Consider the following 20370-nt stretch of genomic DNA (forward strand, 5'->3'; position numbering starts at 1 on the left):
TCGCTTGGCATGCGTGTGCCCCGTCGACCCGTACGTGCCGCCCTGCCCGTCCTGCTGACCGCCGCGCTGCTGAGCGCCTGCGGTCCCTCGGACGCCTCGGACGGGCCCTGCGAGGACGTCGAGCCGGGCACCACGCGCGAGAGCGTCACGGTCGGCGGCGTCGAGCGCGAGTACCTGCTGCACGTCCCCGAGGGAGCGGCCGAGGACCAGCCGCGTCCGGTGGTCTACCTGCTGCACGGCTACGACAGCGACGCCCAGGACATGGTCGACACCACCCAGGTCCTGGCCACCGCGGACGAGGAGGGTTTCGTGGTCGTCGCGCCCGAGGGCGGCGGCGACCCGCAGCGCTGGGAGACGCCGGCGACGGGCTCGGACGACGACGTCACGTTCGTCGAGGAGCTGGTCGAGCACGTGGCCGACGACGTGGCCTGCGTCGACGAGGAGCGCACCTACGTGGCCGGGTTCTCCAACGGCTCGGCGCTCGCCCAGGCGCTCTCGTGCCAGGACGACAGCCCGTTCGCCGCCTATGCCGGCGTCTCGGCCCCGTTCGACCTGGGCCGCTGCCCGCGCGCCGAGCCCGCGCCGCTGCTCTACGTGCACGGGAGGCGCGACCCGGTCATCACCTACGACGGCAACATCCGGTCGGTCATCGGGCCGACCGCCCCGGTCGACCTCATGCTCGACCGCTGGCGTGCGCGCAACCAGTGCGACCGCCAGCCGCGGGTCGAGCGGCGCGGCGCGATCGAGCACCGCACCTGGACCGGGTGCGACGCGCGGCTCGAGGCCTACGTCGTTGCCGACGGCGGTCACCAGTGGCCCGGGGGCGACCGCGCGGCCGCGGGCGGTCCGTCGGGGAAGATGACCGACGAGCTCGACGCGACACGGACGGTGTGGGAGTTCCTCTCCGCGCACCGGCTCGCGAGAGGATGACCCCATGACCTCCCCCAGGCCGATCGAGTCGTGGCTCACCGACATGGACGGCGTGCTCGTCCACGAGGAGCGCGCGATCCCCGGTGCCGCCGACTTCATCGGTCGGCTCACCGCCACCGGCCGCAAGTTCCTCGTCCTGACCAACAACTCGATCTTCACCCCGCGCGACCTCGCGGCCCGGCTGCGTGCGGCCGGCATCGTGGTGCCGGAGTCGGCGATCTGGACGTCCGCGCTCGCGACGGCCAAGTTCCTGGCCGAGCAGCGTCCCGACGGCACGGCGTACGTCATCGGCGAGGCCGGGCTCACCACCGCGCTCTACAACGCCGGGTACGTCATGACGTCCAAGGACCCCGAGTACGTCGTCCTCGGCGAGACCCGCACCTACTCGTTCGAGGCGATCACCCGGGCGATCCAGCTCATCGCCGGCGGCGCGCGGTTCATCGCCACCAACCCCGACCCGACCGGCCCGTCGCCGACGGGCCCGCTGCCGGCCACCGGCTCGGTCGCGGCGCTCATCACCAAGGCGACCGGCGTCGAGCCGTACTTCGTCGGCAAGCCGAACCCGCTCATGATGCGCAGCGCGCTGAACCAGATCGAGGCGCACTCGGAGACCACGGTGATGATCGGCGACCGGATGGACACCGACGTCCTGTCCGGGCTCGAGGCCGGCCTGCGCACGATCCTGGTGCTCAGCGGGTCGACGTCCGCCGGCGAGGTGGACCGCTTCCCGTTCCGGCCGACCCGCGTCTTCAGCTCGATCGCCGACGTCGTCCCGCTGGTGGACGACGCGGAGGCCGAGTCGGTCCTGCAGCCGGATTGACCGGCGTCGCGGGGACCGGCGGGAAGTCCGCGGCTTTGGGGGAGCGGCGGGCCCGTTGCTAGGATCGCCGCGTCTGTCGGGACGTCGACGTCCCGACGGGGACGGAGATCGCGTGAAGGTGTTCCTCACCGGAGCGAACGGGGTCATGGGCCGATCGGCCGCCACCGCGCTCCTGGAGGCCGGCCACGACGTCGTGGGCCTGGTCCGGACGGCCGAGGCCGCGCGGGTCGTCGCCGACCTGGGCGTCGAGCCGTGGTTCGGCGACCTCTACGACGAGACCGCTCTGGCCGCCGGCATGCTCGGCTGCGACGCGGTCGTCAACTTCGCCACCAAGGTGCCGGTCGGCGCGACGTCGGTCAGCTACGCCCAGTTCCGCAGCCACGACCGGCTGCGCGTCGCGGGCACCCGCATCGCCGCCCAGGCCGCCTGCCGCGCGTCGGTCGGCCGCTTCGTCCAGCAGAGCGTCAGCTTCATCTACGCCGACCACGGCGAGGAGATCGTCGACGAGGACAGCCCCACGGCCGTCTCCCGCTTCTCCGAGCCGGTCGTCGTCTCCGAGACGCACGTGCGCAACGCGACGCTCGCCGGCCTCGACGGCGTGGTGCTGCGCTTCGGCCTCATCGTCGGCCCTGACCCGCACAGCGCCTGGCTGCTCAAGCGCGCCCGCGCCGGCCGCCCGGTCGGCGTCGGCGCCCGCGAGGCCTGGTGCCACGTCGTCCACCCCGAGGACGTCGGCACCGCGGCGGCTGCGGCCCTCGGCGCGCCCGCGGGCACGTACAACGTCGGCGCCGAGCCGCTGCGCCGCGGGGAGCTGGCCGACACCTACGCCCACGCCGTCGGTCGGCGCGAGGGCGTGCTGCACCACCGGCTCGTGCAGCGCAGCGTCGGGCACAAGATCGAGTGGCTGTCGCGCTCGCAGCGGGTCAGCTCGGAGCGCTTCCAGGCCGCCACCGGCTGGCAGCCGCGCCACCCCAAGGCCGTCCCCGAGTGGTTCGATGACCTCGTCCGCGTCTGAGCGGGAGCGGCGCGAGCGGCTGCGCCGGGCGGCCGCGCTGCTCGGCGACCTCGAGCCGTCCACGACCCGTGACGAGACGCCCGAGGGCTGGGGCGAGCGGGGGGCGGGCTCGCGCGACGACGAGCTGCGCCGCGACGTCCCGCCCCACCACGGCGGCTAGCTCAGGCCGGCGGGCCCGCGTGGCTGCCGGACGCCCCGGTGGCGCCGCCCCCGGGGTTCTGGCCCGCGAGCAGGTCGCGGATCTCGCGCAGCAGCGCGACGTCCTCGGGCGTCACCTCGGCAGGCGCCTCGGCCTTCTTGCCGCGGTCGCGCAGGTCGTTGATCTTCTTCATGGGCACGACGAGCACGAAGTAGATGACCGCCGCGGTGATCGCGAAGGTGATGAGGGCGCCGATCAGGTCACCGAACCGCAGCGTCGTGTCCGGGTTGTCCTCGAAGATCGTGTACGACCAGCCCGGGCCGCTCTTGCCGCCGACCGTGGCCAGGATCGGGTTGACGATGTACTCGGTGAACGCAGCCACCAGCGCCGTGAACGCGGTGCCGATCGCCACCGCGACGGCCAGGTCGACCAGGTTGCCGCGGAACAGGAAGTCCTTGAAGCCCTTCAGCATGGTGCCCCCTCGTGAGTCGGACGGTCGGCTCACGCTAGCGCGGGCCTCAGCCGACGGCGAGCAGCGACAGGGGTCCGCGCAGCGACGCCGAGCTGATCGACAGCGCGGTGGCCTCGTCGACGCCGAGGCCGACGACGACCGCGCCGTCGCGCGGCGGCGGGAGCGAGACGATGCGTGCCTCGCGTGTCACCACCCGGGAGCCGGCCTCGCCGTGCGGGTCGCTGGCCACCACGACGGCCTCGTCGCCCACGCCCAGCGCCGCGAGCGACTCGGGGTCGGCCACGCGCACGGTGGCCAGCACGGTGCCGTCGCCGAGCGCCTCGAGCAGGTCGGGGCCGGCGAGCCGGACGTCGGTGAACGGCTCGCCCGCCCGCATCGGGGCGGCGACGGTGCGCCCCACCAGGTCGCCGGCGTCGACCGTGCGGCTGGGTGCTCGCGCGACGACGGCCGTGCGCAGGTCGGAGCGGCTGAGCACGTGGCCGCTGGGCAGGTCGTCCGCGGCCACGACCACGCGGTCGCCGGGCGGGTCGGCGCCGAGCTCGGCGAGTGCCAGCCAGACGGCCAGGGCGACGCAGAGGGCCGAGAGGGCCCGGCGGTGACGCAGGACGAGACGGGAGACGCGGCGCATGCCGCGACGCTACGAGCGGCGCGCCGTCCGGCGTCCGCGCGCGTCCACAGGCCTCAGGCCGCGGAGCCGCCGGTCGAGGACGAGGACGTCGACGAGGACGTGGACGAGGAGCCCGAGTCCGAGGAGGTGCTCGTGGACGACGCCGAGGAGGACGAGCTGGTGTCCGACGACGTGGTCGACGACGAGCGGCTGTCGGTCTTGTAGAAGCCCGAGCCCTTGAACACCACGCCGACGGCGTTGAACACCTTGCGCAGCCGGCCCTGGCACCGCGGGCACTCGGTGAGGGACGGATCGCTGAAGCTCTGCTGGACCTCGAGGGCCTCGCCGCACTCGGTGCACTGGTACTGGTACGTGGGCACGGACGTCTCCTGGGGAAAGGGCGGGGGTTGCGGCGCCCAGGATACTCTGGGCGGACACGGCCCCGACCTCCAGGAGACCTGCGCTCGTGACCGAGTGGCTACTACTCGCCCTCGCCTTCCTGCTCGTCCTCGCCTGCGGAGTGTTCGTCGCCGCCGAGTTCTCGTTCGTGACGGTCGACCGCGCCAGCGTCGAGCGGGCCGCCGAGTCCGGCGACCGCGGTGCGGCCGGCACCCTCGTCGCTCTGCGGTCGCTCTCGACCCAGCTCAGCGGCGCCCAGCTCGGCATCACCATCACCAACCTGGCCATCGGCTACCTGGCCGAGCCGGCGATCGGCCAGCTCGTCCGCGGACCGCTCGGCGACGCCGGGCTCGAGGACGGCGCGCTCAGCGCCGCGTCCTACGCGATCGCCCTGGCGCTCAGCACGTTCGTGACGATGCTGCTGGGCGAGCTCATCCCCAAGAACCTCGCGCTCGCCGTGCCGATGCGCACCGCGTCCGCGACCCAGGCGGCCCAGCGCGCGTTCACCAAGGCGATGGCCTGGCCGATCCGTGGACTCAACGGGGTCGCCAACGCCACGCTGCGCCGCATGGGCGTCGAGCCGCAGGAGGAGCTGCGCTCGGCGCGCTCGCCGTTGGAGCTGCGCTCGCTGGTGCTGCGCTCGGCCGCCGACGGCTCCCTCGAGAGCCCCACCGCGCAGCTGGTGGCCCGCAGCATCGCGTTCGGCGACCGCACCGCCGCCGACGTGCGCACCCCGCGCGTCCGCGTCCACTTCCTGGAGGACCGCGACACCGCCGCCGACCTGGTCGAGGCGGCCCGGCAGACCGGCCACTCGCGCTTCCCGGTCATAGGCCGCACGCCCGACGACGTCCTGGGCGTCGTGCACGTCAAGGACGCGTTCCGCATCGACGCCGACCGCCGGCGCTCCGTGCGGCTGGCCGAGATCGCCGAGCCGGCGACCCGCGTGCCGGACTCGATCGAGCTCGACCCGCTGCTCAACGTGCTGCGCGAGTCGGGCATGCAGATGGCCGTCGTGGTCGACGAGTACGGCGGCAACGACGGTGTCGTGACGCTGGAGGACCTGGTCGAGGAGATCGTCGGCGACATCGCCGACGAGCACGACCGGATGGTCGCCCGCAGCCGCCACCGGCCCGACGGTCGGTGGACGCTCTCGGGCATGCTGCGGCCCGACGAGGTGCGCGAGCAGACCGGCGTCGCGGTGCCCGAGAGCGACGAGTACGAGACGATCGCCGGCTACGTCACCCAGCAGCTGGGCCGCCTGGCCGAGCGCGGCGACGTCCTGGAGGTCGAGCTCGACGGCGTCGCCGACGGCCTCAAGCGCCGGGTCGTGGTCACGCTCACCGTCGACCGCATGGAGGGCCGCCGCATCGACCGGGTCTCGATGACCACCCGCACGCGTGACGACGAGGAGGGCGAGGACCGATGAGCCCCGTCTTCAGCCTGTCGCTGACCCTCGTGCTGCTCGCGCTCAACGCGGTCTTCGTGGCCTCGGAGTTCGCGCTCATCTCGGCCCGTCGCGACCAGCTCGAGCTGCGCGTCGCTGCCGGCTCGCGGCCGGCCGCGCTCGCGCTCAAGGCGGTCGAGAACGTCACGTCCGCCATGGCCGCGGCCCAGCTGGGCATCACGATCTGCTCGATCGGCCTGGGCGCCGTGAGCGAGCCGGCCATCGCGCACCTCATCGAGCCCGGCTTCGAGGCGCTGGGCGTCCCGCACGGGCTCGTGCACCCGGTCGCGTTCACGATCGCGCTGGCGCTCGTGGTGTTCCTGCACGTCGTCTACGGCGAGATGGTGCCCAAGAACCTGGCGCTCGTCGGACCGGAGCGGGCCTCTCTCGTGCTCGGCCCGGTGATGCTGGTCTTCGTCGCCGTGCTGCGCCCGTTCGTCTGGCTGCTCAACGGCCTCGCCAACGGCTTCCTGCGCCTGGTCGGCATCGAGCCGCGCGACGAGGTGGCGTCCACCTACAGCCACGACGAGGTGGCCGGCCTGGTCGAGGAGTCGCGCCGCGAGGGCCTGCTCGACGAGGACGAGTACGGCCTGGTGTCCGGCGCGCTCGACTTCACCGCCGGCCGCGTGGAGCAGGTGCTGCTGCCCAGCGACACGCTCGTCACGATCCCGCCCGCGGCGACCCCGGCCGACGTCGAGGACGCCTGCGGCCGCACCGGGTTCTCCCGGTTCCCGGTCGCCGACGCCGGGGGAGACCTGGTCGGCTACCTGCACATCAAGGACGTCCTGGACGCCGGCGACACGTCGCGCGAGCTGCCGGTGCCCGAGAAGTGGGTGCGGCCGCTGGCCACCGTCGCCGCCGGCTCGGGGCTGTACGAGTCGCTGCGCACGATGCAGTCGCGCGGCGCGCACATGGCCCGCGTGGCTTCCCCCGAGGGCGTCGTCATGGGCGTCGTCATGCTCGAGGACGTGCTGGAGGAGCTGGTCGGCGAGATCCGCGACTCCGCCCGCGAGCGCCCCGCCCGCTGACGAGCGTCCCTCACCCGGCGCTCGCGCTGCCGAGATGTGGACGCGAACGCACCTCGATCCGGTCGATCGTGGTGCGTATGCGTCCACATCTCGGGGGAGCCGGGCTCGGGGAAGCGGCCGTCGTGAGGTGGGTCAGGACAGGACGCGGTGGACGCCGTCGGGCGTCGCCACGAGGTTCACCGGCACGTCGTGCGGCTCGGCGGGCACCGCGTCGAGCAGCTCATCGGTGAACACCAGCGCGCACAGCGGCACGTCCAGCCCGGCGAGCGCCCGGTCGTAGTAGCCCGCGCCGCGGCCCAGCCGGCGTCCGTGCACGTCGGCGGCCAGCGCCGGCACCAGCACCACGTCGCAGGACGCGAGGGCGTCGGGGCCGACCGGCTCGCCGGACGGCTGCGGGACGCCGAGCGTCGACGGCAGCAGCGGAGCGCCCGGCTCGTGCACGACCCAGTCGAGCGTCCGGTCGGGCCGGCTCAGCGGGAGCAGCACCTCGGTGCCGCGGTCGGCGAGGGCGTCCAGCAGCGGGCCGGTGCCCGGCTCCGTGGGCAGCGAGAGGTAGGCCGCGACGCGTCGGGCGCGGGCCACGACCGGCTCGGCGAGCAGGTGCGCGGCGATCGCCTCGGCCGCCTCCGACCGCGCCGCGTCGCTGCGGGCCGCCCGGTGCGAAAGCGCTTGGGCTCTTACGTCCTGCTTGTCCACGGGATCGACGCTAGCCTGATTCGCGATGAACGGACTCGAGGCAGCTCAGCGCAAGATGCGGGACGCGGGGATCGCGGACCTGGCGATCGACGTGTTCTCCGACTTCTACGGCAAGCTCGCGGCGGGGGAGACCGGGATGATCCCCGAGGTGGACGTCGATCCGCTCGACGGGGTCGACCGCGCCGCCGACCTGGAGGTGTCGCTGGAGGACCAACGGGCCGCCGCCGACGTCACCGCGGTGATCAAGCTCAACGGCGGCCTCGGCACGTCCATGGGCATGGACCGGGCCAAGTCGCTGCTGGACGTCCGCGAGGGACGCTCGTTCCTGGACCTCATCGTCGCCCAGGTGCGCGGCGTGCGTGAGGAGCTGGGCGTCCGGCTGCCGCTCGTGTTCATGAACAGCTTCCGCACCAGCGACGACACCCGCGCGGTGCTCGAGCGCTACCCCGACCTCGCGGTCGGCGACCTGCCGCTGGAGTTCCTGCAGAACCGCGAGCCCAAGCTGCTCGAGGACGACCTGACGCCGGTCGAGTGGGACGACGAGTCGCTCACCTGGTGCCCGCCGGGCCACGGCGACCTCTACACGGCGCTGGCCACCTCCGGCGTCCTGGACACCCTGCTCGAGCAGGGCTTCCGCTACGCCACGATCTCCAACTCCGACAACCTCGGCGCCTCGCCCGACCCGGCGATGATGGGCTGGTTCGCCGCGTCCGGCGCCCCGTACGCCGCCGAGGTCTGCCTGCGCACGCCGGCCGACGTCAAGGGCGGCCACCTCGTGGTCCGCAAGAGCGACGGGCGCCTGGTGCTGCGCGAGACGGCGCAGACGCCCGACGAGGACGCCGACGCCGCCGCCGACATGCAGCGGCACCGCTACTTCCACACCAACAACCTGTGGTTCGACCTGCAGGCGCTCAAGGCCCGGCTCGAGGAGCGCGGCGGCGTGATGGGTCTGCCGCTCATCCGCAACGTCAAGAACGTCGACCCGCGCGACCCGAGCTCGCCCAAGGTCGTGCAGATCGAGAGCGCCATGGGCGCCGCGGTCGAGGTGTTCGACGGGGCGACCGCCATCGAGGTGCCGCGCTCCCGCTTCCTGCCGGTCAAGACGACCAACGACCTGGCCCTGCTGCGCTCGGACGTCTACGACGTCGCCGACACCGGCCACGTCAGCGCGGCCGTCGACGAGGTGCCCCTGGTGCGACTGGAGAAGACGTACTTCGGCACGATCGACGCCTTCGAGCAGCGCCTCCCCCAGGTGCCGTCGCTGCGTGAGGCGCGGTCGCTGACCGTGCGCGGCGACTGGACGTTCGGGTCCGGCGTCCGCGTCGTCGGCGACGTCGAGCTGGCCGACACCGGCTCGGCCGAGCGCGTCGCCGACGGCGAGGTTCTGACGGGCGACTAGGCTGCCCACCATGTCCTCGGACGACGAAGTCACCGGCACCGCGCCCACCAGCGGCGCTCAGCCAGCGACCGCGGGGGCCGACGCCGGACCCCGCAGGCGGCCGCGGCCCGCGAGCATCCCCGACGGCGTCCTGACCGTCGAGGACCACCTCGAGCTGATCCTGCGCGGCACCGGACCGCTGGAGCCCTACGACCAGCCGCTGGTCGACTCGCTCGGCCTGCCCCTGGTGGAGGACTTCGTGGCCGGCCACGACCTCCCGCGCTTCGACAACGCGGCCATGGACGGGTACGCCGTGCGGGCCGAGGACATCGCCTCGGCCTCCGCCCACGCGCCGGTCGTCCTGCCCGTCGTCGGGTCGGTCGCCGCCGGTTCGGGCAAGCCGTTCGCGATCAGCGCCGGCACCGCGGCCAAGATCATGACCGGGGCTGCCATCCCGCGTGGCGCCGACACGGTCGTGCCCTACGAGCTCACCGACCGCGGCACCCAGCGTGTGTCCATCACCCGGGCGCTCGACTCCGGCGCCAACGTGCGCTGGCACGGCGACGACGTCACCAACGGCGAGACCGTGCTGCCGGCGGGCACCGTGCTCGGCCCGCGCGAGATCGGCCTGCTGGCCTCGCTGGGCGCCGGACGTGTGCCGGTGCGCCCGCGGCCGCGCGTCGTCATCATCTCCACCGGCAACGAGCTGCGCGAGGCCGGGCAGCACCTCGAGCACGACTCGATCTACGACGGCAACAGCCACATGATCGCCGCGGCCGTGCGCGCTGCCGGCGCGATCGCCTACCGCGTGGGCTCGGTCGACGACGACCCCAAGGCGTTCCGCCGGCTGCTGTCGGACCAGCTCGTCCGAGCCGACCTCGTGGTCACCACCGGCGGCATCAGCCAGGGCGACCACGACGTGGTCAAGGCCGCGCTCACCGGCATGGACGACATGCAGTTCCACCCGGTCGCGATGCAGCCCGGACGCCCGCAGGGCTTCGGCCGGGTCTTCGACGAGGGCACCCCGCTCATCGCGCTGCCCGGCAACGGCGTCTCGGCGTACGTCTCGTTCGAGGTGTTCGTGCTGCCGGCCATCCGCCGGCTCATGGGACTCACCCCCTACCGCCGCCCGATGGTGCACGCCGTGCTCGCGTCCGACCTCACGTCGCCGCCGGGCAAGCGCCAGTACGTCCGCGGGTTCTTCGAGGTCACGCACCGCGGCGCCAAGGTGACGCCGGTCGGCGGCCGCGGGTCGCACCAGGTCGGCGGGCTCGCCCAGGCCAACGCGCTCATCGTCGTCGGCGAGGACGAGACCGCCCTCAACCTCGGCGACACCGTGCGCACCCTCGTGCTCGACCGGCAGTTCTGAGGCGCCGGCCATGACCGAGCGCAGCGAGGGAATCGTCCGGGGTGTCATGGGCGGGCCTCCGTATCGTGCGTCCTTCACGGAGGTCCGGCCATGACCGAGCCGCGCCTCACGCACGTGGACGAGTCCGGTGCCGCGCGCATGGTCGACGTCACCGCCAAGCAGGTCACGGCCCGCACGGCAACGGCCCGCGGGCTCGTGCAGACCACGCCCGAGGTGGTCGCGCTGCTGCGCGGCGAGGGCGTGCCCAAGGGTGACGCGCTCGCCGTCGCGCGCATCGCCGGCATCATGGCCGCCAAGCGCACGCCCGACCTGGTCCCGCTGTGCCACCCGCTCGCCATCGGCGGCGTCGAGGTCGACCTCGCCGTCGTCGACGCCGGGGTGACGATCGAGGCCACCGTGCGCACCGCGGACCGCACCGGCGTCGAGATGGAGGCGCTGACCTCGGTCTCCGTGGCCGCCCTGACCGTCGTCGACATGGTGAAGGCGGTCGACAAGCTGGCCCGCATCACCGACATCGAGGTGGTCGCCAAGTCCGGGGGCAAGAGCGGCGACTGGCGGCGCGAGGACGTCCGATGAGGGCCGCCGTCGTCGTCGCCAGCAACCGCGCGGCCGCCGGCACCTACGCCGACACCACCGGCCCGCTGCTGGCCGAGGCGCTGCGCCGCTGGGGCTTCGAGACGCCCGACCCGGTCGTCGCGCCCGACGGCGAGCCGTTCGGCCGCGCGCTCGACACCGTGCTCGCCGCTGCGCCCGCGATCGTCCTCACCACCGGGGGCACCGGTGTCAGCCCGACCGACCGCACGCCCGAGGAGACCCGGCAGAGGCTCGACCTCGAGCTGCCCGGCGTGGCCGAGGCGCTGCGCGCGTACGGCGTCGCGCAGGGCGTGCCGACCGCGATGCTCTCGCGCGGTCTCGCCGGCGTCGCCGGACGCACCGTCGTGGTGAACCTGCCCGGCTCCCGCGGCGGGGTCCGCGACGGGCTCGCGGTGCTCGAGCCGGTCGTCGGGCACCTCGTGGACCAGGTCCACGGCGGCGACCACGTCCGGGGCGAGGGATGAGCCCCGGTTGGCCCGCGGAGCTCCAGCACGGACGAGTCGGGCTGCGGCCCCTGAAGGTGCGCGACGCCCGTGAGTGGCGCCGCCTGCACGACGCCAACCGCGACTGGCTGACGCCCTGGGAGGCCACGCTGCCCGAGGCGTCCGGGCCCGGGTTCCTGAGCGTCCGCTCGATGATCCGCACCCTGCGCCGGCGTGCGCGCCAGGGCCAGTCGATGCCGTTCGTCGTCACCTGGGACGGCGAGATGGTCGGCCAGATGACGGTCAGCGGCATCACCATGGGCTCGGCTCGCTGGGCCAGCGTCGGCTACTGGGTCGCCCAGAGCCACGCTGGGCGCGGCATCACGCCGACGGCCCTCGCGCTGGTGTGCGACCACCTGCTCGGGACGGTCGGGCTGCACCGGATCGAGATCGCCATCCGGCCCGAGAACGAGGCCAGCCTGCGCGTGGTGCAGAAGCTCGGCTTCCAGCGCATCGGGCTCGCCCCGCGCTACCTGCACATCGCCGGCCGGTGGTGCGACCACTGGCTGTTCCAGGTCGTGGCCGAGGACGTCTCCGAGGGGATGCTCGCCCGGCTCGAGCCCGGTGCCGGCCGCTGACCCTCCGAGGTCCCTCTCGTCACACCCGTCACACGAGCAACTCGGCGACACACGCGCGTCGCTGCCCGATGAGCCGCTCGCGACGTCCTACCGTGTCCATGTGAGTTACGGCAGCGGCTTCATCCTGGCCTTCATCGTCGCCCTGTGGGCGGCGTTCGTCGTGCCGTACATGCTGCGCCGCTACGACGAGGCCTCCCAGACCCGCACGGTCGAGAAGTTCTCCTCGCTCACCCGCGTCATCCCGCACCGCCGCTCGGCCGACGCCGCCGACGTGGAGGTCGAGGTGGCCGTGCAGACCGCTCCCGCACCGGCCGTCGAGCGTGAGCTCGCGACACCGGAGATGGTGCGCGTCGCCGCGACCCGTCGCCGCCGCGTGCTGTTCACGCTGCTCACCGCCCTGGTGGTCGTGGGCGCCCTCACCGCCGCTGCGGTCGCCCCGCTGTGGGCCCCGGCCGTCCCCGCCGGCCTCATCGCCGTCTGGCTGGTCGCGTGCCGCGTCCAGGTCCGTGGCGAGCAGGGCCTGGCGCGTCCGTCGCTGCGTCTGCCGCGCCGTGCCGCTGCCGAGCCCGACGACGGCCGCGAGGACACGATCGTCGTCTCGGGCCAGCTCGAGGAGCACGACCCGCACCGCAAGCACGTCATGCTCGAGGAGCCGCTGGCCGTCGACGCGCTGGACCAGAAGATCCAGATCGCCGTGCCGGTCGGCGCCACCGCCGGCTCCGGCCTGTGGGACCCGCTGCCGGTCACGCTGCCGACCTACGTCACGAAGCCGCGCGCCGGTCGCACCGTCCGCACCGTCGACTTCGGCGAGCCCGGCACCTGGACCTCCGGCCACGTCGAGGGCGAGGACGTCCGCCTGCCCGGTCGTGACGCGTCCGGCACGCAGGTCGAGGCGCCGCGCCGCGCGGTCGGCGAGTAGCTACCACACCTCAGCGTCCGACGGCCCCGGGAGATCCTCCCGGGGCCGTCGTCGTCCGTGGCGGTGCCGCCCGGCCCGCGCGCCGTGCGACAGACTGCGCCCGTGCGATCGTTCGTCCTCGTCCTGCTGGCCGCCGTCTGCTTCGGCACGACCGGCACCGCCCAGGCGCTCGGCCCGGACGCGTCGCCGTCGGCCGTCGGCCTGGCCCGCATCGTGTGCGGAGGGCTGGTGCTCGGGCTCGTCGCGACGTGGTTCCTGCGCCGGCACGGCGGCACCGGGGTCGCGCCGGGCGTGCTGTGGCCGCCGATGCTTGCCGGTGCTGCCGGGATGCTGGCCTACCAGCCCACCTTCTTCCTCGGGACGAGCGAGAACGGCGTCGCGGTCGGCACGGTGGTCGCGCTGGGCAGTGCCCCGGTGCTCACCGGCGTCCTGGAGTGGCTCGTCACCGGACGTCGTCCGACCGCGGTGTGGGGCGTCGCCACGCTGGTCGCGGTGCTGGGCGTCGGCCTGCTCGCCGGGGCCGACGGCGGCGGGGGAGGGACGTCGGTCGCCGGCCTGCTCGGCTCGGTCGGCGCCGGCCTGTCGTACGCGGTCTACGCCGTGGCCAGCAAGCGGCTGCTGGACGCCGGCGTGCCGCAGCCGGTGACCGTCGGTGGCGTCTTCGGCCTCGCGGCCCTCGGCGCGGTCCCGTTCCTGCTGCTGGTCGACCTGAGTCCCTTGGAGTCCGGCGCCGGCGTGGCGATGATCGCCTGGCTCGGCCTGGTGACGGTGGCCGTCGCCTACGTCCTGTTCGTGGCCGGTCTGGCCGGCCTGCGGGCGTCCACGGTGTCGTCCCTGACGCTCGCCGAGCCGGTCACGGCCTGCCTGCTGGGCGTGCTCGTGCTGGACGAGCGGCTGACCGGCCAGGCCGCTCTCGGGGTGCTGGCCGTCGCCCTGTCGGTCGTGCTGCTGGCCGCCGGTGCCCGCCGGACGACGGCCCACGCGAGCTGACCGCCCCCGGGTTGTCGTCCCCCGGGCGGGGGTTGCTAGAGTGGTCGTCGCACGAGGGGCATTGGCGCAGTTGGTAGCGCGCTTCGTTCGCATCGAAGAGGTCAGGAGTTCGAATCTCCTATGCTCCACCGGAAGGGCCGCCGAGAGGCGGCCCTTTTTCGTTGCCCTTGCACGACCTGAGCGCTGTGCCACGGTGGTGCCATGAGCATGGAGTCGATCGACCTGGCCGGCATCGTCCGCGACGAGCTGGAGGCGGCCCGGCAGGCGTCCAGCGGGCGCGCGGCCCGCACCGTGCGCGGCGGGCAGAACCACGCGCTGAAGCAGACCGTCATCGCGCTGCGCTCGGGGTCGGAGATGGCCGAGCACAACAGCCCGGACGAGGGCACGGTGCAGGTGCTGGCCGGACGCGTCCGGCTCGTCGCCGGTGCGGACGCGTGGGAGGGCGGTGTCGGCGACATGGTCGTCGTCCCGCCGCAGCGTCACTCGCTGCTCGCGCTCGAGGACGCGGTCGTGCTGCTGACCGCGGTGAACCGCTAGCCCGATGGCCGAGGACGTCCGCGCGCGGCTCGAGCGCTGGACCCGCGCCGGCGGCACCTGGCGGGCCGACCCGGCACCCGGCGGCCGCGTGACCGTCGTGCTGCAGCGCTGCGACGGCGGCGAGGAGGTCGACCGCTTCGTCTGCGAGGCGTCCGAGCTGCCGGCCGAGCCCAGCTAGGCGTCACGGGACGTCGACGACCTCGCCGTTGCGCGGCAGCCTTCCGTCGAGCAGGAACGGCACGGCGACGGCGTGCCTGGGGTCGGGGCCGTCCATCGCCTGCAGGTGGAGGTGCGGCTCGGTGCTGTTGCCGCTGCTGCCGCACCGGCCGATCTCGTCGCCCACCTCCAGGTGCTGACCGGGGCGGACCGCCACGCTCCCGCGCTGCAGGTGGCACAGCGCGACCACCGCTCCGCCGGTCCGGAGCAGCACGTGGTTGCCGGCGAGAGCGACCCAGCCGGCCGCCAGGCGTCGGCGCTGGGTGAGCGCGTGCGCCACCGAGGGCAGCCCGCGGTAGGCGGGGTGGTCGGGCTCGCCGTCGTGCACGGCCACCACCACGCCCGACGCCGGCGCCGTCACGACCCGGCCGAAGCCGGGGAACCGCTCGGGCGGTTCCGGCCGCACCAGCGTCGTCAGCCGGACGGGCGCGGTGCGGCCCCGGGCGTCCACCGGCACGAGGTCGATCGCGTGCGCGGTGGCCAGCAACGTCGTGCCGTGGCTCGGGACCCGGTTGGCCGGGCTGTTGCGGGCGAGCCAGCGACCGCGGAACGGGTGGGCGAGCGAGAGCGGGACGGTCACTCGGCCCCTTTCCTCACGTGCCGCCGGGTGCGGCCGAAGCGTCAGTCCTCGTAGGACGCGCGGGTGCGCTCCAGCAGGTCGCGGACGACCGCGTCGAGGTCGGTGTCGTCGCCGGCCACCCGGCACTGGCGCTGGGCGCCGGAGCCGTGCTCCTGCAGGTGGTGCAGCCGCTGGGCGATCCGCTCGCTGTCGCCGGCCGCCTCGAGCGCCGGCAGGACGTGCGCGACCAGGGCCTCGACGGCCTCGTACGCCGGCACCAGGTCGCCGCTCACGGGGTGGACGAGCCGGTCGGTCAGGCCGTGCCGGCTGGCGCGCCAGCGCGCGCCGCGGAGCAGGTCGACCCGCCAGGGGGCGACAGGCACGCCGGCGGCGTGCTCGTCGGCGACGGTGGTGACGATCGCCCGGATCAGCGCCGCGACGAGCGCGGTCGTGCCGAGGTCGGTGCAGATGTCGGCGACGCGCACCTCGACGGTCGGGTACGAACGGGCCAGGCGGGCGTCGAGGTAGATCATCCCCTCGTCCATCGCCGCCCCGGACGCGACGAGCCGCTCGACCGCCGACCGGTAGTGCCCGACGTCGCCGAACGGCTCGGTCGGGCCGGCGCTCGGCCAGGCGTCCCAGACCTGGGCGCGCCAGGACGCGTACCCGGTGTCGACCCCCTCGTTGAACGGCGAGTTGGTCGAGACGGCCTGGACGACGGGCAGCCAGGGACGCAGCCGGTCGACGACGCCGACGGCCTCCTCGGGGCTCTCGACGTCCACGTGGACGTGCATGCCGCAGACGACCGCGCGGCGGCCGAGCTCGCCGAAGCGCCCCATCATCCGCTGGTAGCGCTCCTTGGGCGTGACCTCGGAGTCCGGGTCCGGCAGCACCGGCGTGGGGGCGGCCATGATCGTGGCCCCGGCCTCGCCGGCCGCCTTGGCCGCGCGTCCCCGCCGGTTCCGCAGGTCGGCGACCACCTCGTCGAGGTCCGCCGACGGGTCGCTGGCGATCTCGACCTGGGTCAGGAACAGCTCCTGCTCCAGCTGGTCGTCGCCGCCGCCGACCACGCGGTCCGACACGGCCTTGAGCCGCAGCGTCCCGGGATCGACCAGCAGCAGCTCTTCCTCGACACCCACGCTGCGCACCGTCACCCAGCGATCGTGGTGCCCGGCCGGGGCCGCGGCAACTCGGGCTAGGAGCGCCGACCGCGCGGTCGGCGGACCCAGAGCACCGCACCGGCGCCGAGCAGCGCGCCGACGACCCAGGGCAGGGCGGCGGCGACCGCGTCCGAGCCGCGCGCCAGTGCCTCCTGCTGCGGCTCCTCCGGCTCGCGGGCCGTCGACAGGACGACGTAGAGCACCGCATCGCCGGCCACCGTCTTGCCCGCCGTCGGCGTGAGGGAGGAGAGCGACTCCTCCTTCAACCCGCCGCTGGACTGGACGTAGCGCTGGGTGACGTCAACGGAAGCGCCGTCGTCGAGCGACTCCAGGTGGTCGCTGACGGTCTCCAGCTCGCCGGCCGGGAAGCGCAGCCGCACCAGGGCGGTCGTGTCGTCGCCGTCCTGCTCGACCGAGCTGAGCTCGACGCGCCCGTCGGCCGTGGGCATCCACGCCCTCAGCTCGTCCGCCGTGCTCTCGGCGTCGGGCACGTCGAGGTGCGCGTTGCCGGCGGCGGCCACCTCGCTCAGCCGGACGGCCCAGTCGTCCGGGAAGAAGTCGGGGTCAGGACGTGCGTCGGACCAGGCCTGGGCCTCGAGCTCGGCTGGCGTGGTCGGCGGAACCGCCTCCACGGACGAGCTCTCCGAGTACGCCGCGCTCACGGACGAGGAGGACGCCTCGCCCTCGCCCAGCACGACCTGCTGGAGCGTGCCCGCGCCGACGCCGACCACGACGGCGGCCGCCGCGGCGAGCAGGGTGGTGCGGCGTCGGCGGGAGCGCTCGCGGTCCTCGGCGTCGATGCGGGTCGTGATCGCCGAGAGCATGGCATCGACGCGGTCGTCGCCGAGCTCGGGGAGGTCGGCGCGATCGGTCTCGTGCGGGTTCATGCCAGCCCCCTCAGGTCGTCGGTGTCGCGGCGCAGCCGGCCGCGCAGGCGCGAGACGCGGTTGCGGATGCCGCCGTGCGTGAGCCCGAGCTCGTCGGCCGCCTCCGCGTAGGTGCGATCACCCACGACGCACAGCTCGAAGAGCCGCCGGTCGACGTCCGACAGTCCGGCGACGCTGTCGCGCAGGCGGTCCAGCACGAGCGCGGTCGCGACCTGGTCGTCCAGCGGGGCGTCCGCGGACGGCGCCGTGTCGTCGTAGGCCTCCCAGCGCCGGCGGGTCGTGCGGCGGGCGTGGTTGCGCCCGATGTTCTTGGCGGTGACGAGCAGCCAGGGCAGCACCGAGGCGTCAACCAGGTGCAGGTCGTCCAGCCGGCGCCAGGCGACCACGAACACCTCCTGCACGACCTCCTCGGCGTCCGCGGCCGAGCCGACCACGCCGTACGCCTGCCAGTAGACCGGGCGCACGTGCCGGGCGTAGAGCTCGCCGAACGCCTCGCGGTCGCCCGCGCGGGCCCGCGACACCAGGGCGTGGTCGTCCGCGACGGGGTCCGGGGTCATGCCGCTCCGTCCTGCCACGAGGGTGCTCACGACCACCCATGTCGCGAGGGCGCCCACCGTCTCACGGGACCCTCGCGCCCGTCCGCGACTTCGGCGGTGAGACAGCGTCCACCGGCGACCCGTCGGTGGACGCAGGGTCACCGCTCGTCGGCGAGCGGGCTAGATCCAGCGGCCGAACCACATGCGGTCGCGCCACTGGTCGTACGAGACGAGGTCGTCGGTCCAGATCGGGTGGAAGTAGACGAACAGCACGACGACGGCCACGACGTAGAGCGCGAGGACGACGTGCAGCGCCGTCCGCGCACGCCCGTGCAGGGCCCGGCGCAGGCCGTCGACGACGAGCGCGACGGCGATGATCATGAACGGCAGGATCACGACGGCGTAGAACAGGAAGATCGGCCGGTCGGCGCTGAAGAACCACGGCAGCCAGGTGGCGACCAGACCCAGGGCGGGCAGCGACCAGGCCCAGTGGCGCGTGCGCATCCAGGCCAGCAGCGAGCCGACCACGGCGAGCACGCCCGACCACCAGACCAGCGGGTTGCCGAGCACGAGCACCTCGCGCATGCACGAGGAGTCGGCCGGGGCCCCGCACGAGGCCGCGGGCAGGTCGTTCTGCGCGTCCACGCCGACCGGTCGCTCCAGCACCAGCCAGCCGAGCGGGTGCGACTGGTAGGGGTGCGTCTGCCCGGCCAGGTAGTCGCCGGTGTGGAACTCGTAGGCCATGACGTGGAAGTGCCACAGCGAGCGCAGCGCGTTCCAGGTCTCGCCCCACCAGCTGCCCGGGTCGGTGCCGACGTACGAGCCCCAGGCCGGGGTGTCGCCGTAGCCGCGGCCGAACCGCAGCTCGTACGCCTCGTGGTGGACGAGCCAGCCGGTCCAGGTCAGCAGGTAGACGACCAGCGCGATGCCCACGAGCAGCACGAACGCGGGCGCGCCCACCCGCAGCGTCGTCAGCACGAGGCCCGGCCGCCGCAGCGTGGCGCGGTCGGCCCGCCAGGCCGCGCGCCGCGCGTGCACCTCCCACAGCACGATCGCCAGGCCGGCGACGGCGAGCACGTACACGCCGCTCCACTTCACCGAGCAGGCCAGCCCGAGGCTGACCCCGGCCGCGACCTGCCAGGGCCGCCAGGCGTGGAAGCGGTCGAGCCGGACGGCGATCCAGTCGCGGTCGGCGACCAGGCAGGCCACCGCGACGACCACCCACAGGCACAGGAAGACGTCCAGCAGCGCCGTGCGCGAGAGCACGAAGTGGACGCCGTCCAGGGTGAGCAGCAGGCCGGCCAGCCAGGACGCGACCAGCGAGCCGGTCAGCCGCAGCACGAGGCGGGCGAGCACGAGCACCGTCAGGGCGCCGGCGACCGCCGCGCTGATGCGCCACCCGAACGAGTCGGTGCCGAAGACCGCCTGCCCGAGCGCGAGCATCCACTTGCCGCCGTCGGGGTGGACGATCTGGGTCGGCAGGTCGAGCATCCCGGAGAAGTCGCCGCGGGCGAAGTCGTCGTTGACGTCCTCGGACCAGTCGCGCACGTACCCGTGGTGCAGCAGCGAGTACGCGTCCTTGGCGTAGTAGGTCTCGTCGAACAGCAGCCGGTTGGGGAACCCCAGGTTCCACACGCGCAGCACGAACGCCAGCACCGCCAGGCCGATCGGCCCGGCCCAGCCGAGCAGGTGGCGATCAAGCGCGACGGCGGGCAGACGGGGCACGAGCCCGATCCTAGGCAGACGCCTTCGCCGTCCCACCTGCGAGGATGGCCGGGTGCTGATCCTCGCCGGAACCCCCATCGGCCGCGTGGCGGACGCCTCGAGCCGGCTGGGCGAGGTGCTCGCCTCGGCCGACGTCGTCGCCGCCGAGGACACCCGCCGCCTGCGCCGTCTGCTCGGCGAGCTGGGCGTCGAGCCGTCCGGCCGGGTCGTGTCGTACTTCGAGGGCAACGAGGAGCGCCGCACCGTCGAGCTGCTGGACGAGCTGAGGGCCGGCGCGACCGTCGTGGTCGTCACCGACGCGGGCATGCCCAGCGTCTCCGATCCCGGCTACCGGCTCGTGGCCGCCGCCGTCGAGGCGGACGTCCCGGTCACCGCGGTGCCCGGCCCGTCGGCCGTCCTCACCGCGCTCGCCGTCTCCGGCCTGCCCGTCGACCGCTTCTGCTTCGAGGGGTTCCTGCCGCGCAAGGCGGGGGAGCGTGGACGCCGGCTGGCCGAGCTGTCGGCCGAGCCGCGCACGATGGTGTTCTTCGAGTCGCCGCACCGCACCGAGGCGACGCTGCGCGACATGGCCAGGGCCTGGGGCGACGACCGTCCGGCCGCCGTCTGCCGCGAGCTGACCAAGACGTACGAGGAGGTGCGGCGCGGCGGCGTGGCCGAGCTGGCCGAGTGGTGCGCCGGGCTCGAGCACGGCGTGCGCGGCGAGGTGACGCTCGTCGTCTCCGGCGCGGTGGCCGAGCAGCGCGAGTACTCCGCCGACGAGCTCGCCGCGCTCGTCCGCGAGGCCGAGGCCGGCGGCCTGACCCGCAAGGACGCCATCGCCCGCGTCGCCGAGGGCACCGGCGCCCGCAAGAAGGACGTCTACGCCGCCGCCCACCGCTGATCGGCGCGGG

General features: G+C 74.2%; 25 protein-coding genes and 1 tRNA gene. 17 read left to right on the forward strand and 9 right to left on the reverse strand.

Features of this window, described 5'->3' with window-relative positions; translation table 11 throughout:
- Positions 1-9 precede the first annotated feature (9 nt).
- The 4 genes from HGAM_RS07270 to HGAM_RS18260 all read left to right on the forward strand — a co-directional run bounded on the left by HGAM_RS07270 (position 10) and on the right by HGAM_RS18260 (position 2925).
- Positions 10-930 (forward strand): CE1 family esterase, encoded by a 921-nt coding sequence (locus HGAM_RS07270; RefSeq protein WP_019144815.1) that lies wholly within the window; start codon positions 10-12, stop codon positions 928-930.
- Between the two features lie 4 nt (positions 931-934).
- A complete protein-coding gene (locus HGAM_RS07275) occupies positions 935-1750 on the forward strand; it encodes an HAD-IIA family hydrolase (protein ID WP_019144816.1) in 816 nt (271 codons plus the stop codon).
- A gap of 112 nt (positions 1751-1862) precedes the next feature.
- Entirely contained in the window at positions 1863-2765 is a 903-nt protein-coding gene (locus HGAM_RS07280) for an NAD-dependent epimerase/dehydratase family protein (RefSeq protein ID WP_019144817.1), read from the forward strand.
- The gene (locus HGAM_RS18260) at positions 2746-2925 is read left to right on the forward strand and encodes a hypothetical protein (RefSeq protein WP_019144818.1); all 180 of its coding nucleotides are present in this window, start codon (positions 2746-2748) and stop codon (positions 2923-2925) included. Before HGAM_RS07280 ends, HGAM_RS18260 begins: the two co-directional genes overlap by 20 nt.
- Position 2926: 1 nt before the next feature.
- On the opposite strand, the gene mscL is transcribed toward HGAM_RS18260, so the two are convergent.
- The 3 genes from mscL to HGAM_RS07300 are packed head-to-tail and all read right to left on the reverse strand — an operon-like array spanning position 2927 to position 4363.
- Entirely contained in the window at positions 2927-3376 is a 450-nt protein-coding gene (gene mscL, locus HGAM_RS07290) for a large conductance mechanosensitive channel protein MscL (RefSeq protein ID WP_019144819.1), read from the reverse strand.
- Positions 3377-3422: 46 nt separating this feature from the next.
- A complete protein-coding gene (locus HGAM_RS18265; RefSeq protein WP_019144820.1) occupies positions 3423-4004 on the reverse strand; it encodes an SAF domain-containing protein in 582 nt (193 codons plus the stop codon).
- Between the two features lie 53 nt (positions 4005-4057).
- Entirely contained in the window at positions 4058-4363 is a 306-nt protein-coding gene (locus HGAM_RS07300) for an FmdB family zinc ribbon protein (protein ID WP_019144821.1), read from the reverse strand.
- 86 nt (positions 4364-4449) lie between these two features.
- Here HGAM_RS07300 and HGAM_RS18270 point away from each other — a divergent pair, with 86 nt between their 5' ends.
- Both HGAM_RS18270 and HGAM_RS07310 read left to right on the forward strand, forming a co-directional pair.
- Entirely contained in the window at positions 4450-5808 is a 1359-nt protein-coding gene (locus tag HGAM_RS18270) for a hemolysin family protein (RefSeq protein ID WP_019144822.1), read from the forward strand.
- Complete coding sequence (locus HGAM_RS07310) at positions 5805-6854, forward strand: hemolysin family protein (RefSeq protein WP_019144823.1); 1050 nt, start codon at positions 5805-5807, stop codon at positions 6852-6854. Before HGAM_RS18270 ends, HGAM_RS07310 begins: the two co-directional genes overlap by 4 nt.
- Positions 6855-6986: 132 nt before the next feature.
- Here the strand turns inward: HGAM_RS07310 and HGAM_RS18275 are convergent, their stop codons facing one another.
- Positions 6987-7550, reverse strand: a complete 564-nt coding sequence (locus tag HGAM_RS18275) for a 5-formyltetrahydrofolate cyclo-ligase (protein WP_019144824.1) — start codon at positions 7548-7550, stop codon at positions 6987-6989.
- Between the two features lie 25 nt (positions 7551-7575).
- Here HGAM_RS18275 and HGAM_RS07320 point away from each other — a divergent pair, with 25 nt between their 5' ends.
- The 10 genes from HGAM_RS07320 to HGAM_RS20590 all read left to right on the forward strand — a co-directional run bounded on the left by HGAM_RS07320 (position 7576) and on the right by HGAM_RS20590 (position 14575).
- Complete coding sequence (locus HGAM_RS07320) at positions 7576-8949, forward strand: UTP--glucose-1-phosphate uridylyltransferase (RefSeq protein ID WP_019144825.1); 1374 nt, start codon at positions 7576-7578, stop codon at positions 8947-8949.
- A 10-nt stretch (positions 8950-8959) separates the two neighbouring features.
- Positions 8960-10297 (forward strand): molybdotransferase-like divisome protein Glp, encoded by a 1338-nt coding sequence (glp, locus tag HGAM_RS07325; RefSeq protein WP_019144826.1) that lies wholly within the window; start codon positions 8960-8962, stop codon positions 10295-10297.
- A 90-nt stretch (positions 10298-10387) separates the two neighbouring features.
- Positions 10388-10873: a cyclic pyranopterin monophosphate synthase MoaC gene (gene moaC, locus HGAM_RS20310; RefSeq protein WP_019144827.1), complete on the forward strand. Its 486-nt coding sequence runs from the start codon at positions 10388-10390 to the stop codon at positions 10871-10873.
- Positions 10870-11355 (forward strand): MogA/MoaB family molybdenum cofactor biosynthesis protein, encoded by a 486-nt coding sequence (locus HGAM_RS20315; RefSeq protein ID WP_019144828.1) that lies wholly within the window; start codon positions 10870-10872, stop codon positions 11353-11355. The genes moaC and HGAM_RS20315 overlap by 4 nt, the downstream gene beginning before the upstream one ends.
- On the forward strand, positions 11352-11951 hold the full coding sequence (locus HGAM_RS07340; RefSeq protein WP_038951628.1) for a GNAT family N-acetyltransferase: 600 nt from the start codon (positions 11352-11354) through the stop codon (positions 11949-11951). The genes HGAM_RS20315 and HGAM_RS07340 overlap by 4 nt, the downstream gene beginning before the upstream one ends.
- 100 nt (positions 11952-12051) lie before the next feature.
- Entirely contained in the window at positions 12052-12870 is an 819-nt protein-coding gene (gene sepX, locus HGAM_RS07345; protein ID WP_019144830.1) for a divisome protein SepX/GlpR, read from the forward strand.
- A gap of 102 nt (positions 12871-12972) precedes the next feature.
- The gene (locus tag HGAM_RS07350; RefSeq protein ID WP_019144831.1) at positions 12973-13860 is read left to right on the forward strand and encodes a DMT family transporter; all 888 of its coding nucleotides are present in this window, start codon (positions 12973-12975) and stop codon (positions 13858-13860) included.
- 55 nt (positions 13861-13915) lie between these two features.
- A tRNA-Ala gene (locus tag HGAM_RS07355) sits at positions 13916-13988 on the forward strand.
- A 73-nt stretch (positions 13989-14061) separates the two neighbouring features.
- Complete coding sequence (locus HGAM_RS07360) at positions 14062-14397, forward strand: cupin domain-containing protein (protein WP_019144832.1); 336 nt, start codon at positions 14062-14064, stop codon at positions 14395-14397.
- 4 nt (positions 14398-14401) lie between these two features.
- Positions 14402-14575, forward strand: a complete 174-nt coding sequence (locus HGAM_RS20590; protein ID WP_019144833.1) for a hypothetical protein — start codon at positions 14402-14404, stop codon at positions 14573-14575.
- Positions 14576-14578: 3 nt separating this feature from the next.
- Here the strand turns inward: HGAM_RS20590 and HGAM_RS07370 are convergent, their stop codons facing one another.
- The 5 genes from HGAM_RS07370 to HGAM_RS07390 all read right to left on the reverse strand — a co-directional run bounded on the left by HGAM_RS07370 (position 14579) and on the right by HGAM_RS07390 (position 19480).
- A complete protein-coding gene (locus HGAM_RS07370; RefSeq protein WP_019144834.1) occupies positions 14579-15193 on the reverse strand; it encodes a M23 family metallopeptidase in 615 nt (204 codons plus the stop codon).
- 41 nt (positions 15194-15234) lie between these two features.
- Complete coding sequence (locus tag HGAM_RS07375) at positions 15235-16326, reverse strand: carboxylate-amine ligase (protein WP_019144835.1); 1092 nt, start codon at positions 16324-16326, stop codon at positions 15235-15237.
- Positions 16327-16367: 41 nt separating this feature from the next.
- Complete coding sequence (locus HGAM_RS07380) at positions 16368-17219, reverse strand: DUF4349 domain-containing protein (protein WP_019144836.1); 852 nt, start codon at positions 17217-17219, stop codon at positions 16368-16370.
- Entirely contained in the window at positions 17216-17776 is a 561-nt protein-coding gene (locus tag HGAM_RS18280) for an RNA polymerase sigma factor (protein ID WP_020691826.1), read from the reverse strand. Before HGAM_RS18280 ends, HGAM_RS07380 begins: the two co-directional genes overlap by 4 nt.
- A gap of 159 nt (positions 17777-17935) precedes the next feature.
- Positions 17936-19480: a dolichyl-phosphate-mannose--protein mannosyltransferase gene (locus tag HGAM_RS07390; protein WP_019144838.1), complete on the reverse strand. Its 1545-nt coding sequence runs from the start codon at positions 19478-19480 to the stop codon at positions 17936-17938.
- A 52-nt stretch (positions 19481-19532) separates the two neighbouring features.
- On the opposite strand from HGAM_RS07390, the gene rsmI reads away from it, so the two are divergent.
- Positions 19533-20360, forward strand: a complete 828-nt coding sequence (gene rsmI / locus HGAM_RS07395; RefSeq protein WP_019144839.1) for a 16S rRNA (cytidine(1402)-2'-O)-methyltransferase — start codon at positions 19533-19535, stop codon at positions 20358-20360.
- Positions 20361-20370 lie beyond the last annotated feature (10 nt).

This window comes from Aeromicrobium massiliense JC14 (assembly GCF_000312105.1).
Classification (GTDB): domain Bacteria; phylum Actinomycetota; class Actinomycetes; order Propionibacteriales; family Nocardioidaceae; genus Aeromicrobium; species Aeromicrobium massiliense.

What these genes read in the sequence shown, in the direction of transcription:
- HGAM_RS18265 (WP_019144820.1), bottom strand. Translation starts at nt 4,004, where the DNA reads ATGCGCCGCGTCTCCCGTCTCGTCCTGCGTCACCGCCGGGCCCTCTCG.
- HGAM_RS20590 (WP_019144833.1), top strand. Translation starts at nt 14,402, where the DNA reads ATGGCCGAGGACGTCCGCGCGCGGCTCGAGCGCTGGACCCGCGCCGGC.
- HGAM_RS07340 (WP_038951628.1), top strand. Translation starts at nt 11,352, where the DNA reads ATGAGCCCCGGTTGGCCCGCGGAGCTCCAGCACGGACGAGTCGGGCTG.
- glp (WP_019144826.1), top strand. Translation starts at nt 8,960, where the DNA reads ATGTCCTCGGACGACGAAGTCACCGGCACCGCGCCCACCAGCGGCGCT.
- HGAM_RS07270 (WP_019144815.1), top strand. Translation starts at nt 10, where the DNA reads ATGCGTGTGCCCCGTCGACCCGTACGTGCCGCCCTGCCCGTCCTGCTG.
- HGAM_RS07360 (WP_019144832.1), top strand. Translation starts at nt 14,062, where the DNA reads ATGAGCATGGAGTCGATCGACCTGGCCGGCATCGTCCGCGACGAGCTG.
- HGAM_RS18260 (WP_019144818.1), top strand. Translation starts at nt 2,746, where the DNA reads ATGACCTCGTCCGCGTCTGAGCGGGAGCGGCGCGAGCGGCTGCGCCGG.
- HGAM_RS20315 (WP_019144828.1), top strand. Translation starts at nt 10,870, where the DNA reads ATGAGGGCCGCCGTCGTCGTCGCCAGCAACCGCGCGGCCGCCGGCACC.
- mscL (WP_019144819.1), bottom strand. Translation starts at nt 3,376, where the DNA reads ATGCTGAAGGGCTTCAAGGACTTCCTGTTCCGCGGCAACCTGGTCGAC.
- HGAM_RS07310 (WP_019144823.1), top strand. Translation starts at nt 5,805, where the DNA reads ATGAGCCCCGTCTTCAGCCTGTCGCTGACCCTCGTGCTGCTCGCGCTC.
- HGAM_RS18280 (WP_020691826.1), bottom strand. Translation starts at nt 17,776, where the DNA reads ATGACCCCGGACCCCGTCGCGGACGACCACGCCCTGGTGTCGCGGGCC.
- moaC (WP_019144827.1), top strand. Translation starts at nt 10,388, where the DNA reads ATGACCGAGCCGCGCCTCACGCACGTGGACGAGTCCGGTGCCGCGCGC.
- HGAM_RS07380 (WP_019144836.1), bottom strand. Translation starts at nt 17,219, where the DNA reads ATGAACCCGCACGAGACCGATCGCGCCGACCTCCCCGAGCTCGGCGAC.
- HGAM_RS07320 (WP_019144825.1), top strand. Translation starts at nt 7,576, where the DNA reads ATGAACGGACTCGAGGCAGCTCAGCGCAAGATGCGGGACGCGGGGATC.
- HGAM_RS07275 (WP_019144816.1), top strand. Translation starts at nt 935, where the DNA reads ATGACCTCCCCCAGGCCGATCGAGTCGTGGCTCACCGACATGGACGGC.